The sequence below is a fragment of the Ancylobacter novellus DSM 506 genome (assembly GCF_000092925.1).
In the GTDB taxonomy this organism is placed as follows: domain Bacteria; phylum Pseudomonadota; class Alphaproteobacteria; order Rhizobiales; family Xanthobacteraceae; genus Ancylobacter; species Ancylobacter novellus.
On record NC_014217.1, the window covers coordinates 1,866,265 to 1,879,181 of the forward strand.

Annotated in this window: 15 protein-coding genes; 3 read left to right on the plus strand and 12 right to left on the minus strand. The window is 66.2% G+C overall.

Going from position 1 to position 12,917, the window contains the following annotated elements:
* The first annotated feature begins 8 nt into the window (after positions 1-8).
* Complete coding sequence (locus tag SNOV_RS08945; RefSeq protein ID WP_013166595.1) at positions 9-524, plus strand: CinA family protein; 516 nt, start codon at positions 9-11, stop codon at positions 522-524.
* On the opposite strand, the gene SNOV_RS08950 is transcribed toward SNOV_RS08945, so the two are convergent.
* The 9 genes from SNOV_RS08950 to SNOV_RS08990 all read right to left on the minus strand — a co-directional run bounded on the left by SNOV_RS08950 (position 503) and on the right by SNOV_RS08990 (position 8,676).
* Positions 503-973, minus strand: a complete 471-nt coding sequence (locus tag SNOV_RS08950; RefSeq protein ID WP_013166596.1) for a type II toxin-antitoxin system RatA family toxin — start codon at positions 971-973, stop codon at positions 503-505. The genes SNOV_RS08945 and SNOV_RS08950 overlap by 22 nt on opposite strands.
* 3 nt (positions 974-976) lie before the next feature.
* Entirely contained in the window at positions 977-1,954 is a 978-nt protein-coding gene (gene lipA / locus SNOV_RS08955) for a lipoyl synthase (protein ID WP_013166597.1), read from the minus strand.
* Positions 1,955-2,075: 121 nt separating this feature from the next.
* A complete protein-coding gene (locus tag SNOV_RS08960) occupies positions 2,076-2,354 on the minus strand; it encodes a GlsB/YeaQ/YmgE family stress response membrane protein (RefSeq protein ID WP_013166598.1) in 279 nt (92 codons plus the stop codon).
* A gap of 42 nt (positions 2,355-2,396) precedes the next feature.
* Positions 2,397-3,815: a dihydrolipoyl dehydrogenase gene (lpdA, locus tag SNOV_RS08965; RefSeq protein ID WP_013166599.1), complete on the minus strand. Its 1,419-nt coding sequence runs from the start codon at positions 3,813-3,815 to the stop codon at positions 2,397-2,399.
* 9 nt (positions 3,816-3,824) lie between these two features.
* Complete coding sequence (locus SNOV_RS08970; RefSeq protein ID WP_013166600.1) at positions 3,825-5,201, minus strand: pyruvate dehydrogenase complex dihydrolipoamide acetyltransferase; 1,377 nt, start codon at positions 5,199-5,201, stop codon at positions 3,825-3,827.
* Between the two features lie 14 nt (positions 5,202-5,215).
* Entirely contained in the window at positions 5,216-6,634 is a 1,419-nt protein-coding gene (locus tag SNOV_RS08975; RefSeq protein WP_013166601.1) for a pyruvate dehydrogenase complex E1 component subunit beta, read from the minus strand.
* Between the two features lie 40 nt (positions 6,635-6,674).
* Positions 6,675-6,974 (minus strand): hypothetical protein, encoded by a 300-nt coding sequence (locus tag SNOV_RS08980; protein WP_013166602.1) that lies wholly within the window; start codon positions 6,972-6,974, stop codon positions 6,675-6,677.
* Positions 6,975-7,003: 29 nt separating this feature from the next.
* Positions 7,004-8,089: a pyruvate dehydrogenase (acetyl-transferring) E1 component subunit alpha gene (gene pdhA / locus SNOV_RS08985; RefSeq protein ID WP_013166603.1), complete on the minus strand. Its 1,086-nt coding sequence runs from the start codon at positions 8,087-8,089 to the stop codon at positions 7,004-7,006.
* Between the two features lie 245 nt (positions 8,090-8,334).
* Positions 8,335-8,676 (minus strand): FtsB family cell division protein, encoded by a 342-nt coding sequence (locus SNOV_RS08990; protein WP_013166604.1) that lies wholly within the window; start codon positions 8,674-8,676, stop codon positions 8,335-8,337.
* A gap of 182 nt (positions 8,677-8,858) precedes the next feature.
* Here SNOV_RS08990 and SNOV_RS08995 point away from each other — a divergent pair, with 182 nt between their 5' ends.
* Complete coding sequence (locus tag SNOV_RS08995) at positions 8,859-10,055, plus strand: hypothetical protein (RefSeq protein ID WP_144295970.1); 1,197 nt, start codon at positions 8,859-8,861, stop codon at positions 10,053-10,055.
* A gap of 42 nt (positions 10,056-10,097) precedes the next feature.
* Here the strand turns inward: SNOV_RS08995 and SNOV_RS09000 are convergent, their stop codons facing one another.
* From SNOV_RS09000 to eno, 3 genes are all read right to left on the minus strand, one after another.
* Complete coding sequence (locus tag SNOV_RS09000; protein ID WP_013166606.1) at positions 10,098-10,421, minus strand: hypothetical protein; 324 nt, start codon at positions 10,419-10,421, stop codon at positions 10,098-10,100.
* Entirely contained in the window at positions 10,418-10,813 is a 396-nt protein-coding gene (locus SNOV_RS09005) for a PH domain-containing protein (protein ID WP_013166607.1), read from the minus strand. The genes SNOV_RS09000 and SNOV_RS09005 overlap by 4 nt, the downstream gene beginning before the upstream one ends.
* Positions 10,814-11,007: 194 nt before the next feature.
* The gene (eno, locus tag SNOV_RS09010) at positions 11,008-12,291 is read right to left on the minus strand and encodes a phosphopyruvate hydratase (protein WP_013166608.1); all 1,284 of its coding nucleotides are present in this window, start codon (positions 12,289-12,291) and stop codon (positions 11,008-11,010) included.
* Between the two features lie 110 nt (positions 12,292-12,401).
* On the opposite strand from eno, the gene queF reads away from it, so the two are divergent.
* Positions 12,402-12,863, plus strand: a complete 462-nt coding sequence (queF, locus tag SNOV_RS09015; RefSeq protein WP_013166609.1) for a preQ(1) synthase — start codon at positions 12,402-12,404, stop codon at positions 12,861-12,863.
* Positions 12,864-12,917 lie beyond the last annotated feature (54 nt).

Genomic DNA, 12,917 nt, shown 5'->3' on the forward strand with positions numbered 1-12,917 from the left:
GGGAACGCATGAACGAGCTGGCCGACGCCATCGAACTCCAGGCCATCCGCGTGCTGGATCTGTGCCGCGCACGCGGCCTCACCGTCGCCACCGCCGAATCCTGCACCGGCGGGCTGGTGGCCGGCGCGCTGACCGACATCGCCGGCTCCTCCGACGTGGTCGACCGCGGCTTCGTCACCTATTCCAACGCCGCGAAGATGCAGGTACTCGGCGTCTCGGCGGACACGCTACGGGCGCATGGCGCGGTGAGCGAGGAGACGGCGCGCGAAATGGTCGCCGGGCTGATCCGCGTGGCGAAGACCTCGCTCGGCGTGTCGATCACCGGCGTCGCAGGGCCGGGTGGCGGATCAGCGGAAAAGCCGGTCGGCCTCGTGCTCTTCGCGGCGCAGAACGCCAAGGGCGAGATCATCGTGCGTCGCGAGGTCTTCGCCGATCAGGATCGCGCCGGCGTGCGGCGTCTTTCTGTGCTGACCGCGCTCGCCATGTTGTCGGAGCTGGCGGCTCAGGCCCCCGTCACACGCTGACGCCCATACACCTCGTCCGCCCGCGCCTCGAAGGCGTCGGCAAAGCGGCGGAAGGCGGCATCGAACATTGCGCCCATCAACAGGCCGAGCGTACGCGAGCGGAACTCGTAGGAGATGAAGAACTCCACGTGGCAGGCGCGCTCAAGCTCCGGATTGAAGCTCCAGCGGTTCTCCAGCCGGCTGAACGGGCCGTCGAGATATTCCACCGTGATCGCCAGGCGCGGACGGTCGAGCGTCACGCGGCTGGTGAAGCTCTCGCGGAACATCTTGTAGGCGACGCTCATATCGGCGACGAGGATGTCCACCCCCTCCCCGCTCGCCACCTTCCGGCGCACGCGCAGGCTCTCGCAGAGCGGCACGAATTCCGGGTAGCGCTCGACATCCGCCACCAGCTCGAACATGTCCGTCGCCGAGTGGCGGACGTGCCGCTTGTTGCGGAAGGAGGGCATCGCTCAGACGGGGACCAGCGTCGAACCGAGCTTGGCTTCCCGCGCCGCCCGCAGCCGGGCGAAGTCCTCGCCGGCATGGTGCGAGGAGCGCGTCAGCGGGCTCGACGAGACCATGAGGAAGCCCTTGGCATAGGCGATGGTCTCGTAGGACTTGAACTCCTCCGGCGTGATGAAACCCATCACCGGATGGTGCTTGCGGGTCGGCTGCAGGTACTGGCCGATGGTCATGAAGTCGATCTCGGCCGAGCGCAGGTCGTCCATCAGCTGGAGCACCTCGTTCCTGACCTCGCCGAGGCCGACCATGATGCCGGACTTGGTGAAGATGGTCGGGTCGAGCTCCTTCACCCGCTGCAGCAGGCGCAGCGAATGGAAGTAGCGCGCGCCGGGGCGGACCTTGAGGTAGAGCGAGGGCACGCATTCGAGATTGTGGTTGAACACGTCGGGCCGCGCCTCGACCACCACTTCGAGCGCGCCGTCCTTGCGCAGGAAGTCGGGGGTCAGCACCTCGATGGTGGTGCCGGGGCTGGTGGCGCGGATCGCGCGGATGGTGCGGGCGAAATGCTCGGCGCCGCCATCGGCGAGGTCGTCGCGGTCGACCGAGGTGACGACGACATGCTCCAGCCCGAGCCGGGCGACGGCGTCCGCCACCTTCTGCGGTTCGTCCTCATCGAGCGCGCCGGGCATGCCGGTGCGCACGTTGCAGAAGGCGCAAGCCCGCGTGCAGGTGTCGCCCATGATCATGAAGGTGGCGTGCTTCTTCTGCCAACACTCGCCGATATTCGGGCAGCTCGCCTCCTCGCAGACAGTGACGAGGCCGCCGGCGCGCACGATGTTCGCCGTCTCCTGCCAGGCGGGGTTGCCGGGTGCGCGGACGCGAATCCAGTCCGGCTTCTTCAGCACTGGCGTCTCGGCACGCTTCACCTTCTCCGGGTGACGCGGCTTCTCGAGGGCACGGTTGAGGGTGTTGAGGACGACGACCATTCGCTTTCCGCTGGCTGCGCTGCGCTCTAGGCGCGAGCCGGTTGCCCCACAGTTAAGCCTCGTCCGGCGGCTGCGAAAGAGCCCCGCTCACGCACCCGTCCCGTGCGGGACGCATGACGGATTACCGCCCGCGGACCTTGCGCCAGATGAACAGCACGATGATCGCGCCCACCGCCGCCGCGATCAGCGTGCGGAAGAAGCCGAACACCGGGATCGCCGCCATCTCCGCCAGATACTTGCCGACGAAAGCACCGATCAGACCGAAGATGAGGTTGGCGATGAGGCCGTGATCGCTTTCCGTCACCCGTTCGGCGATCCAGCCCGCGAGCAGGCCGATGATGATCATGGTGAACCAGCCGACGCCCGGCTCGTTCAAGGCGGAATAGACCTGTCCGTCCATCTTCAGGCTCCTGCCCCGTGCGGGCCGCCGTTACAACCCAGCCTAGATATGGATGGCGCGCCCATAAGCGGCGAGCACGCTCTCATGCATGGTCTCAGAAACCGTCGGGTGCGGGAAGACCGCGTTGATCAGCTCCGCCTCGGTGGTCTCCAGATTCATCGCCAGCACGAAACCCTGGATCAGCTCGGTGACCTCGGCGCCGACGAGATGCGCGCCGAGAAGCTGCCCGGTCTTGGCGTCGAAGATGGTCTTCACCAGTCCCTCGGATTCGCCGAGCGCCACCGCCTTGCCGTTGCCGATGAAGGGAAAGCGGCCGACCTTGATGTCATAGCCGGCTTCCTTGGCCTTCTTCTCGGTGAGGCCGACGGACGCGACCTGCGGCATGCAATAGGTGCAGCCCGGCACCATCAGCTTGTCCATGGCGTGCGGGTGCTTGCCGGCAATGGCCTCGACACAGATCACGCCCTCATGCTCGGCCTTGTGCGCCAGCATGGGCGGGCCGGCGACGTCGCCGATGGCCCAGATGCCCGGCACATTGGTGCGGCACAGGCCGTCGATGACGACGCAGCCGCGGTCGGTCTTCACGCCGAGCTTCTCCAGGCCGAGATTCTCGATATTGCCGACGACGCCGACCGCCGAGATCAGCCGGTCGGCGGTGATGTTCTGCACCTTGCCGTCCGCGGTCTCGACCGTGGCGGTGACGCTGTCGGCGGCCTTGGTGACCTTCGACACCTTGGCGCCGGTGAGGATCTTGATGCCCTGCTTCTCGAAGCGCTTGCGGGCGTGCTCGGCGATCTCCTCGTCCTCGACGGGGAGGATCTGCGGCAGCAGCTCGACGATGGTCACGTCCGAGCCCATCGCCTTGTAGAAGGAGGCGAACTCCACGCCGATGGCGCCCGAACCCATGATCAGCAACGACTTCGGCACGCTCGCCGGGGCGAGCGCCTCGAAATAGGTCCAGATCAATTTCTTGTCCGGTTCGATGCCGGGGAGGACGCGCGGGCGGGCGCCGGTGGCGATGACGATGTTCTTCGCCTTGTATTCGCCAGGCGCCAGCGCGCCTTTGGGCGCCGGTTCGGTGGTGGCAGAAACGGTGACATTGCCGGGGGCAGTGATGGTGGCATTGCCCCAGATGACATCGACCTTGTTCTTCTTGAGCAGGAAGCCGACGCCGTTGCTCATCTGCGCGGCGATGCCGCGCGAGCGCTTCACCACGCCGGCGATGTCGACGCCGGTCTTCTCGGCGACCAGGCCGTAATCCTTGGCGTGCTCGATGTAGTGGATGATCTCGGCCGAGCGCAGCAGCGCCTTGGCCGGGATGCAGCCCCAATTCGGGCAGATGCCGCCGACATAGGAGCGCTCGACGACGCCGACCTTTAGGCCGAGCTGGGCGGCGCGGATGGCGCCGACATAGCCGCCGGGGCCGGAGCCGATGATGAGAACGTCGTAGGTGTCTGCCATGATCGTTCCTCAGACCAGCATCGACATCGGCTTTTCGATGATCTGCTTGAAGGCGCCGATGAGCTGCGCGCCCATGGCGCCGTCCATCACGCGATGATCGCAGGAGATGGTGACGGTCATCACCGTCGCCACCGCGAGCTGCCCACCCTTCACCACCGCGCGCTGCTCGCTGGTGCCGACCGCGAGGATCGTCGCATGCGGCGGATTAATGATTGCCGTGAAGTCCTTGATTCCAAACATACCTAGGTTGGAAATCGCAGACGAACCGCCCTGATATTCGTGCGGCTGCAGCTTCTTGTTGCGGGCGCGGGCGGCGAAGTCGCGCGTCTCGTTGGAGATGGCCGAGAGCGTCTTGGTCTCCGCCTTGCGGATGATCGGGGTCAGCAGGCCCTTGCCACCGTCGATCGCCACCGCGACGCCGATGTCGGAGTGCTTGAGCTTGAGGTAGCGGTCGCCGCCCCAGACCATGTTGGCGTCCGGCACCTGCTGGAAGGCGAGCGCATAGGCCTTGATGACGAAGTCGTTGACCGAGAGCTTGTAGGCCGGCTTGCCGTCCTTCTCGGGGGCCGACTTGTTCAGTTCTTCGCGCAGCTTCAACAGCGCGTCGACGTCGCAGTCGACGGTGAGATAGAAGGTCGGCACCGTCTGCCGGGCCTCGGTCATGCGCTGGGCGATGACGCGGCGCATGGCGTCGAGCGGCACTTCCTCATAGGTGCCGGCCTCGTAATAGGCCTTCACCTGCTCCAGCAACGCGCCGGGGGCAACGGGCGCCGGAGCGGCGGCGGGCGCCCTGGCCGCGGGAGCCGCAGCGGCGGCGGGTGCCGGCGCAGCCGCGCCGACCGGGGCGGCCCCGACGTCGGCGGCGACGATGCGGCCATGCGGGCCGGAGCCCTTCACCGCGGCGAGGTCGACGCCCTTCTCCTTGGCGAGGCGGCGGGCCAAAGGCGAAGCGAAGACGCGCTCGCCCTCGGCACGGGCGGGAACCGCCGAGGGAGCGGCCGGCGCAGAAGCGGCCGGGGCGGGAGCGGCAGCGACGGGCGCAGGGGCCGGCGCCGGCCCGGCTGCCTTGGGAGCTTCAGCCTTCGGGGCCTCCGCCTTGGCGGGTGCGGCGGCGCCGCCGGCGGCGACCGCCTTCGCGTCCTCGCCCTCGGTCGCCAGCACCGCGATGATCTGGTTCACCGGCACGTCGGCGGTGCCTTCCGGCACCACGATCTTGGCCAGTGTGCCCTCATCGATGGCCTCGACCTCCATCGTGGCCTTGTCGGTCTCGATCTCGGCGATGACGTCGCCCGGGGCGACTTTGTCGCCCTCCTTCTTCAGCCATTTGGCCAGATTGCCCTTCTCCATGGTCGGAGACAGGGCCGGCATCAGGATCTCGATGGACATGGCGATCTCCGGCCTCAGCGATAGGTCACGGCGCGGGCGGCGTCGACGACGTCCTGCACCGACGGCAGGGCGAGCTTTTCGAGATTGGCGGCGTAGGGCATCGGCACGTCCCTGCCGGTGACGCGCAGCACCGGCGCGTCGAGCCAGTCGAACGCCTTCTCGAAGAGCTGGGCGGCGATCTCGGCGCCGACGCCGGACTGGCTCCAGCCCTCCTCCACCGTCACGCAACGCCCGGTCTTCTTCACCGAGGCGATCACGGTGTCGATGTCCATCGGGCGGATGGTGCGCAGGTCGATGACCTCGGCCTCGATGCCGAGCTTGGACAGTTCTTCCGCGCCCTTGAGCGCATAGTTCATGCCGATGGACCAGGCGACCAGCGTCACGTCCTTGCCCGGGCGGGCGATGCGCGCCTTGCCGATCGGGACGATGAAGTCGTCCAGCTTCGGCACCGGCGAAGAATGCCCGTAGAGGATCTCGTTCTCGAGGAACACCACCGGGTTCGGATCGCGGATGGCGGCCTTGAGCAGGCCCTTGGCGTCCGCCGCTGTATAGGGCGCGACGACCTTGAGGCCGGGGATGTGGCTGAACCAGGCGGTGAAGTCCTGGCTGTGCTGGGCGGCGACGCGCGCGGCGGCGCCGTTCGGGCCGCGGAACACGATGGAGCAGCCGATCTGGCCGCCCGACATGTAGTGGGTCTTGGCGGCGGAGTTGATGATCTGGTCCATCGCCTGCATGGCGAAGTTGAAGGTCATGAACTCGACGATGGGCTTCAGGCCCGCCATCGCCGCGCCGATGCCGACGCCAGCGAAGCCGTGCTCGGTGATCGGGGTGTCGATGACGCGCTTCGCGCCGAATTCCTGCAGCAGGCCTTGGGTGATCTTGTAGGCGCCCTGATATTCGGCGACCTCCTCACCCATGACGAAGACGTCACCGTCGCGGCGCATCTCCTCGGCCATGGCGTCGCGCAGCGCCTCGCGCATGGTCTGGTTGACCATCTCGGTGCCTTCCGGCACCTCCGGCTCGGGCACCGCCTCGGGCTGGGGCGGATTGGCAACCGCCGAGGTGACGCTCGCCTGCGGCGCCGGCGCGGAGGCGGCGACCGGCGAAGGCTCGACCGGAGCTGCCGCGACCGGCGGCGCGGATTCGGCGGCCTTCGGGCTCGGCGCGGCGGAAGCGGCGCTCGCATCCTCGCCATCGGCCAGGATCACCGCGATGGGCGTGTTCACCGCCACGTCCTGCGTGCCTTCCGGCACCAGGATCTTGCCGAGCGTGCCCTCGTCGATGGCCTCGACCTCCATGGTCGCCTTGTCGGTCTCGATCTCGGCGATGACGTCGCCGGACTTGACCGCGTCGCCCTCTTTCTTGAGCCACTTGGCGAGGTTGCCCTTCTCCATGGTCGGAGAGAGCGCAGGCATAAGGACTTCGGTCGGCATGGCGGCGTTCCCCAAAGAAACGTGCGTCAACAATCGCGCGTCACTGCGTGCGTACCGGCGGTACGAACGTCAGGTTGCTGTAGACGGCCATCGAGGCGATGGCGATGAGAATGGCAATGAAGAAGGCGACCATCAGCTTGTTGAGCGTGGTCGCCGTTTCGGCACTGGCACCGGCGGTCTGGCGCGCCCCGAAGGGCCAGAGCGCAGCCAGGGCAAAGCCGAGCGGGCTGGCCTGCCGGGCACCGGCGAGGCGGAAGGCGAGACGGGCCGCCAGGACCCAGATCACCACCGCCGCCGCCCCTCCGGCGACGACCCCGACCCAGAACAGCTCAGCCAGCATCGGGCGCCCCCCCTCGATCCGACGGCCGCTCAGCGCAGCACGTCGGTGTAGAGCTCGGAGACGTCCGGCTCCGGATCGGCGCTGGCGAAGTCGGCCGCCGCGTTCATCTGGTCGCGGATCTCGGCGTCGATCGCCTTCAGTTCCTCCTCGGTGGCCCACTTCTTCTCCAGGAGGCGGTTGCGTACCTGCTCGATCGGGTCGTGCTCGGTGCGCATCTTCTGCACCTCCTCCTTCGACCGGTACTTGGCCGGGTCGGACATGGAGTGGCCGCGATAGCGATAGGTGAGCATCTCGAGGATGTAGGGCCCCTTCCCCGAACGGGCGAACTCGACCGCGCGGGCGCCGGCGGCCTTGACCGCGCGCACGTCCATGCCGTCGACCTGCTCGCCGGGAATGTTGAAGGAGGTGCCACGCTTGGAGAAGTCGGTCTGGGCGGAGGCGCGGTTCACCGCGGTGCCCATCGCATACTTGTTGTTCTCGATGATGAAGACGACCGGCAGCTTCCAGAGCTCCGCCATGTTGAAGCTCTCATAGACCTGGCCCTGATTGGCCGCGCCGTCGCCGAAATAGGTCAGGGAGACGTTGTCGTTGTCGCGGTAGCGATTGGCGAAGGCGAGGCCGGTGCCGAGCGACACCTGCGCGCCGACGATGCCATGGCCGCCGAAGAAGCCCTTCTCGATGCTGAACATGTGCATCGAGCCGCCCTTGCCCTTGGAATAGCCGCCCCGGCGGCCGGTGAGCTCGGCCATGACGCCCTTGGGGTCCATGCCGCAGGCGAGCATGTGGCCGTGGTCGCGATAGCCGGTGATGACCTCGTCGCCCTCCTTGAGGGCGGCCTGCATGCCGACGACGACAGCCTCCTGGCCGATATAGAGATGGCAGAAGCCGCCGATCAGGCCCATGCCGTAGAGCTGGCCGGCCTTCTCCTCGAAGCGGCGGATCTCCAGCATCTTGCGGTAGGCGTCGAGTTCCTCCGCCTTGCTGAACTCGGAAACCCCTGACGCCTTCTCCGAGCGGCGCGCCGGACTGCGGGTAGCGGATTTGGCGGGGGCTTTGGGGGCGGCGGTTTTACCGACCGTCTTGCTGACAGCCGATTTCTTCGCGGCGACGACCATGGCGCTTCCTCAGCTCGGACCGATGTCGACGAGCTTCATATCGCACCTTCAGCTACCGCGCTACGCGTGCAACGCAATGCTGCGACGCACAACATGTTGTAGACGCAATGGTTTCCGGATTTGAACTCGAATTCAGTTTAAATCCGCATTTAGCTCACATCAAGTTAAGCGTCTGGAATATCGACATTTCCCAACAACATGACTCTGGCATGCCAGAATCGGATCGGATTCCCCAAATTTTCGGATCACTGCGTGGCGGTCGGCGCAGCCGCCGGTTTCGGCAGCAGAAGCACCAGATCCTTGGGGTTGACGAGATTCAGCAGCGAGCGCGCCTGCTCGTCCAGCATGTCGGCATCGACGCGCTCGGGCGAAAGCAGGCGGACCTTGGCCTGCAGCGCCTCGCGCTGGGAACGCAGCCTGTCGCGTTCCTGCGTGAGATTGGCATGCTGCTGCTCGAAGGAGCGGCGGGCGAGCAGGCCGTACTGGCCGTTATAGCCCTGGAAGGCGAAGTAGCCGATCAGCGCCGCCGCCCCGAGATGCAGGGTGACGGTCTGGAGGATGGAGCGCCAGCGGGTGCGTATGATCATGGGCGAACCCTATCCACGCCCGGTTGAGGCTACGTTAACGATGATCGGAGAGCGCCTGGCGCCGGCCTGCGCGCCGTAATCCGCTCAGCTCAAGCCATTACCGAATATTGCATCGCAAAATGGACGGGCGCGAGAAATGAAGATCGAACGGTTTGGGAGACGCCAAAAGGGTCTGTGCCCGGATGCACCCGCGATCCTCGGCGGCAATTAGCTACCTGCCGCAACTGCCGTTCTCGCGCCCTCCCCATGACGGTAGTATTCCGCTGCCAAACCGGCAATATTGGCGCGCCGGATCGGCTCGGCGTCGCATTCTCGAAGGCTTGGCACACCCAAAACCTTGGGACGACAAAACACGATTAGGGGTTACGATCATGAAAGTTCGCCTCCTATCCTTCTCCACCCTTCTTCTCGCCCTGACGCCCGCCGCCGGCTTCGCACAAAGCGCCCCGGAGCGCGTCGTCCTGAAGATGGACATATCGCAGCCTTCGCTGTTCTCGAACCAGCGCAAGGACGTGTTCAAGGGTACCGTCGACGACAAGAGCGGCACGACCGTGCTTGAGGTCACCTGTTCGGCGGGAGCCAGCGCCTGGCTCGGCCTCAGCCGCATCGACGAGGCCTGCGCGGTCTCCGGCAACGGCACGATCAAGAACCCAAACAACCCCAGCCAGACGCTGCCGCGGATCAGCTATTCCGGCGGGTTCACGGTCGAGGCCAAGGCGGATGGTTACACCGACGCCAAGACCATCCTTGCCAATTATCTGCGCGCGGGCGCGGCGGGTGCCGAGAACAGCTCGTTCAAGGGCAACGTCGTCATGAAGCCCGAGAACCCGTCCGCCTCCGCGCGGGCGCTGGGCGACGCGCTCATCAAGAATTTGCAGCAGACGGCGACCGGCGCAGCGGCGGTTACCTATGACACCGAGATCGACGCCGTGCGCTTCGAGGGTTTCACCGTGCCGCATGTCGGCCTGCGCGACAGCGCTTCCTGCAGCTGGACCGGCGACGCCATCTACGCCTACGCCAACGACGCCTGGCAGATGAAATTCAACGTGAAGTGCGGGGATCGCAGCTTCGCTCTCGAAGGCAACATGCCGCTCGTCGATGCGGCAGCCGGAAGTCCTCACCAGCAGGAATACAAGCTGAACCTGGTGCTGCCCGGCCCGGGCGGCGGCGATCCCTTCGCGGCGGCCGATCCGTTCGCCACGGTCGACGGCGTGACCGGCACGATCAAGCTGACCAATAGCGGCCGCTCCACGAAGGACGGCGTGTATGACACGGTCAAGGTTCAGGGCGAACTCGACGGCACCGGCGTCCCGCTTGAGCTGACGCGCAGCTTTGCCGAGATTCTCGTGGTCTTCGGACGGACCTGGTTCGGCGCCTGATCGGGCACTCGCGGGAACGGGCGCAGGCTATGCACCCGTTCCTCAGAACACCCAGGCGGTCATGAGCCAGAAGAACAGGAAGAAGACGAAGAAGCCGGCAATCACAAAAGGCAGTTCGCCGACAATGCCGTCGCCGGAAACGAGGGCAAAGGCGATCAACACGACGAACGAGACGATCGCGGCGATGATAGCGGCCGTGCGCAGGCCGATCCCCGGCGCGAAGTTCTCATTCGCGACGGCCGCGATGCTCGGCAGTTCCAGCACCGCGAACGCGACGAGCAGCCCCATCACGACGATGGCGCCCAGGACGAGCGCCGCCAGCACCACGAGGGCGCGGCGCTGGTCAGACGGCTCGCGCGCGCTCATCGCTCTTCATCCTCCCGGTTGATCCGCCCGCGGATATAGTCCCGCACGAAATTGGGATCCGGCATGCCCTGGAGCGAGAACTCCGGCATGTCCCCGGTGGTGAACACCTCGACCTGACCGACGTTGAAAATGCGCTGCCAGAAGCTCTGGCGAATGAGCACGGTGCGAATCTCCCGGATGTCGATGTCGGTCTGCTCCTTGCTGAGGATGCCGCGCGAGAGATGGATCGAGTCGCCGGCGATGGTCAGGCGCACGGAACGCGCCTTTATGTACCAATAGAGCAGTATCAAAATACCGACGCCGAACACCGGAATGAGCAGAACCGCGGCGATGAAGCCCAGCGGCTGGTTGCGGAACATTGCCGGGCTCGCTTCGTAGTCGGGCTTGTTCAACGAGCTTCTCCCATTGGGCTGAAGTCCAGATGCGATAGCCATCGAAGACGACGGCCAATCTCGGCCGAAAGCAAGCACGATCTGGCGCGGAATACCTTGCGGAAGAAGACAGCGCGCCGAAAAACAAAAATCCCCGGGACCAGCCCGGGGATTCGTTGTCCGTCAGAGGCGCGGGTCGCCCGCGCGGTCCTTAATCAGGCAAGCGCCTTCAGCGCCGCGCGGCCGGCATAGATCGCCTGCGGGCCGAGCTCCTGCTCGATGCGCAGGAGCTGATTGTACTTGGCGGTGCGGTCCGAGCGGGCCAGCGAGCCGGTCTTGATCTGCCCGCAATTCGTCGCCACCGCGAGGTCGGCGATGGTCGAATCCTCGGTCTCGCCCGAACGGTGCGACATCACCGCGGTGTAGCCCGCCTTGTGCGCCATCTCGACCGCGTTCAGCGTCTCGGTCAGCGAGCCGATCTGGTTCACCTTCACGAGGATCGAGTTGGCGACGCCCTGCTTGATGCCCGCCTCCAGCCGCGTGACGTTGGTGACGAACAGGTCGTCGCCGACGAGCTGGCACTTGGAGCCGATGGCGTCGGTCAGGAGCTTCCAGCCCTCCCAGTCGTCCTCGGCCATGCCGTCCTCGATGGTGGCGATCGGGTAGCGCGAGACGAGGTCGGCGAGGTACTTCACCTGCGCCTCGATATCGCGCACGGCGCCCTCGCCCTCATAGTCGTACTTGCCGTTCTTGAAGAACTCGGTCGAGGCACAGTCGAGGCCGATATAGACGTCCTCGCCCGGCTTGTAGCCGGCCGATTCGATGGCCTTCACCACGAAGGCGAGCGCGGCATCCGCCGACGGCAGGTTCGGAGCGAAGCCGCCCTCGTCGCCGACATTGGTGTTGTGGCCGGCATCCTTCAGCGCCTTCTTCAGCGTGTGGAAGATCTCCGCGCCGGTGCGCAGCCCTTCCGCGAAGGTCGGGGCGCCGACCGGCAGGATCATGAATTCCTGGAAGTCGATCGGGTTGTCCGCATGGGCACCGCCATTGACGATGTTCATCATCGGAACGGGGAGCACGCGGGCATTGACGCCGCCGACATAGCGGTAGAGCGGCAAGTCGCGGGCGGCGGCCGCCGCCTTGGCGAGGGCCAGTGACACGCCGAGGATGGCGTTGGCGCCGAGGCGGGCCTTGTTCGGCGTGCCGTCGAGCTCGATCAGGATCCTGTCGATGGCCGCCTGGTCCTCGGCGTCCATGCCGCCGATGGCGTCGAAGATCTCGCCATTCACGGCATCGACCGCCTTGGTCACACCCTTGCCAAGATAGCGGCCCTTATCGCCGTCGCGCAGCTCGACGGCTTCATGCGCGCCAGTGGAGGCGCCGGAGGGGACGGCGGCGCGGCCCATGGAGCCGTCTTCCAGCACCACGTCGACCTCGACGGTCGGGTTGCCGCGGCTGTCCAGGATTTCACGCCCAACGATATCGACGATGGCGGTCATGCGCTTTCCCACTTCTCACTCGGCCTAAGTCGAGCGCGCTTCTACTCGACCGATGTGACATGCGAAAGAGGTGCCAGCACATATCGCCGGCCCGACAGGAGAGACGACAGATGAACGACGCAACGGAAAGCCCGCTCCAGCTCGGCCGCGCCACGCAATGGCCCGCCTCGCCGGAGGAAGCGGTGCTCGACCGCGTGCCGAACCCTCAGGCAGACACGCTCTATGTCGCCCGCTTCACCGCCCCGGAGTTCACGTCGCTCTGCCCGGTGACCGGCCAGCCGGACTTCGCGCATCTGGTGATCGACTACGTGCCGAAGGACTGGCTGGTCGAATCCAAGTCGCTGAAGCTCTACCTCGCCAGCTTCCGCAACCACGGCGCCTTCCACGAGGACTGCACCGTCGCCGTCGGGCGGCGGCTTTACGATCTTCTTGAGCCGCACTGGCTGCGCATCGGCGGCTACTGGTACCCGCGCGGCGGCATACCGATCGACGTGTTCTGGCAGAGCGGCGCGCCGCCCGCGGACATCTGGCTGCCCAACCAGGGCGTGCCGCCCTATCGCGGGCGGGGGTAGAGCTTATTCCAGCCCGATGAACGTCATCCTGAGGTGCCCGGCCAAAGGCCGGGC

What these genes read in the sequence shown, in the direction of transcription:
- pdhA (WP_013166603.1), bottom strand. Translation starts at nt 8,089, where the DNA reads ATGGTCGTCGCCGCGAAGAAATCGGCTGTCAGCAAGACGGTCGGTAAA.
- eno (WP_013166608.1), bottom strand. Translation starts at nt 12,291, where the DNA reads ATGACCGCCATCGTCGATATCGTTGGGCGTGAAATCCTGGACAGCCGC.
- SNOV_RS08945 (WP_013166595.1), top strand. Translation starts at nt 9, where the DNA reads ATGAACGAGCTGGCCGACGCCATCGAACTCCAGGCCATCCGCGTGCTG.
- SNOV_RS08960 (WP_013166598.1), bottom strand. Translation starts at nt 2,354, where the DNA reads ATGGACGGACAGGTCTATTCCGCCTTGAACGAGCCGGGCGTCGGCTGG.
- SNOV_RS08970 (WP_013166600.1), bottom strand. Translation starts at nt 5,201, where the DNA reads ATGTCCATCGAGATCCTGATGCCGGCCCTGTCTCCGACCATGGAGAAG.
- lpdA (WP_013166599.1), bottom strand. Translation starts at nt 3,815, where the DNA reads ATGGCAGACACCTACGACGTTCTCATCATCGGCTCCGGCCCCGGCGGC.
- SNOV_RS08990 (WP_013166604.1), bottom strand. Translation starts at nt 8,676, where the DNA reads ATGATCATACGCACCCGCTGGCGCTCCATCCTCCAGACCGTCACCCTG.
- SNOV_RS08950 (WP_013166596.1), bottom strand. Translation starts at nt 973, where the DNA reads ATGCCCTCCTTCCGCAACAAGCGGCACGTCCGCCACTCGGCGACGGAC.
- SNOV_RS08995 (WP_144295970.1), top strand. Translation starts at nt 8,859, where the DNA reads ATGCACCCGCGATCCTCGGCGGCAATTAGCTACCTGCCGCAACTGCCG.
- lipA (WP_013166597.1), bottom strand. Translation starts at nt 1,954, where the DNA reads ATGGTCGTCGTCCTCAACACCCTCAACCGTGCCCTCGAGAAGCCGCGT.
- SNOV_RS08975 (WP_013166601.1), bottom strand. Translation starts at nt 6,634, where the DNA reads ATGCCGACCGAAGTCCTTATGCCTGCGCTCTCTCCGACCATGGAGAAG.
- queF (WP_013166609.1), top strand. Translation starts at nt 12,402, where the DNA reads ATGAACGACGCAACGGAAAGCCCGCTCCAGCTCGGCCGCGCCACGCAA.
- SNOV_RS08980 (WP_013166602.1), bottom strand. Translation starts at nt 6,974, where the DNA reads ATGCTGGCTGAGCTGTTCTGGGTCGGGGTCGTCGCCGGAGGGGCGGCG.
- SNOV_RS09000 (WP_013166606.1), bottom strand. Translation starts at nt 10,421, where the DNA reads ATGAGCGCGCGCGAGCCGTCTGACCAGCGCCGCGCCCTCGTGGTGCTG.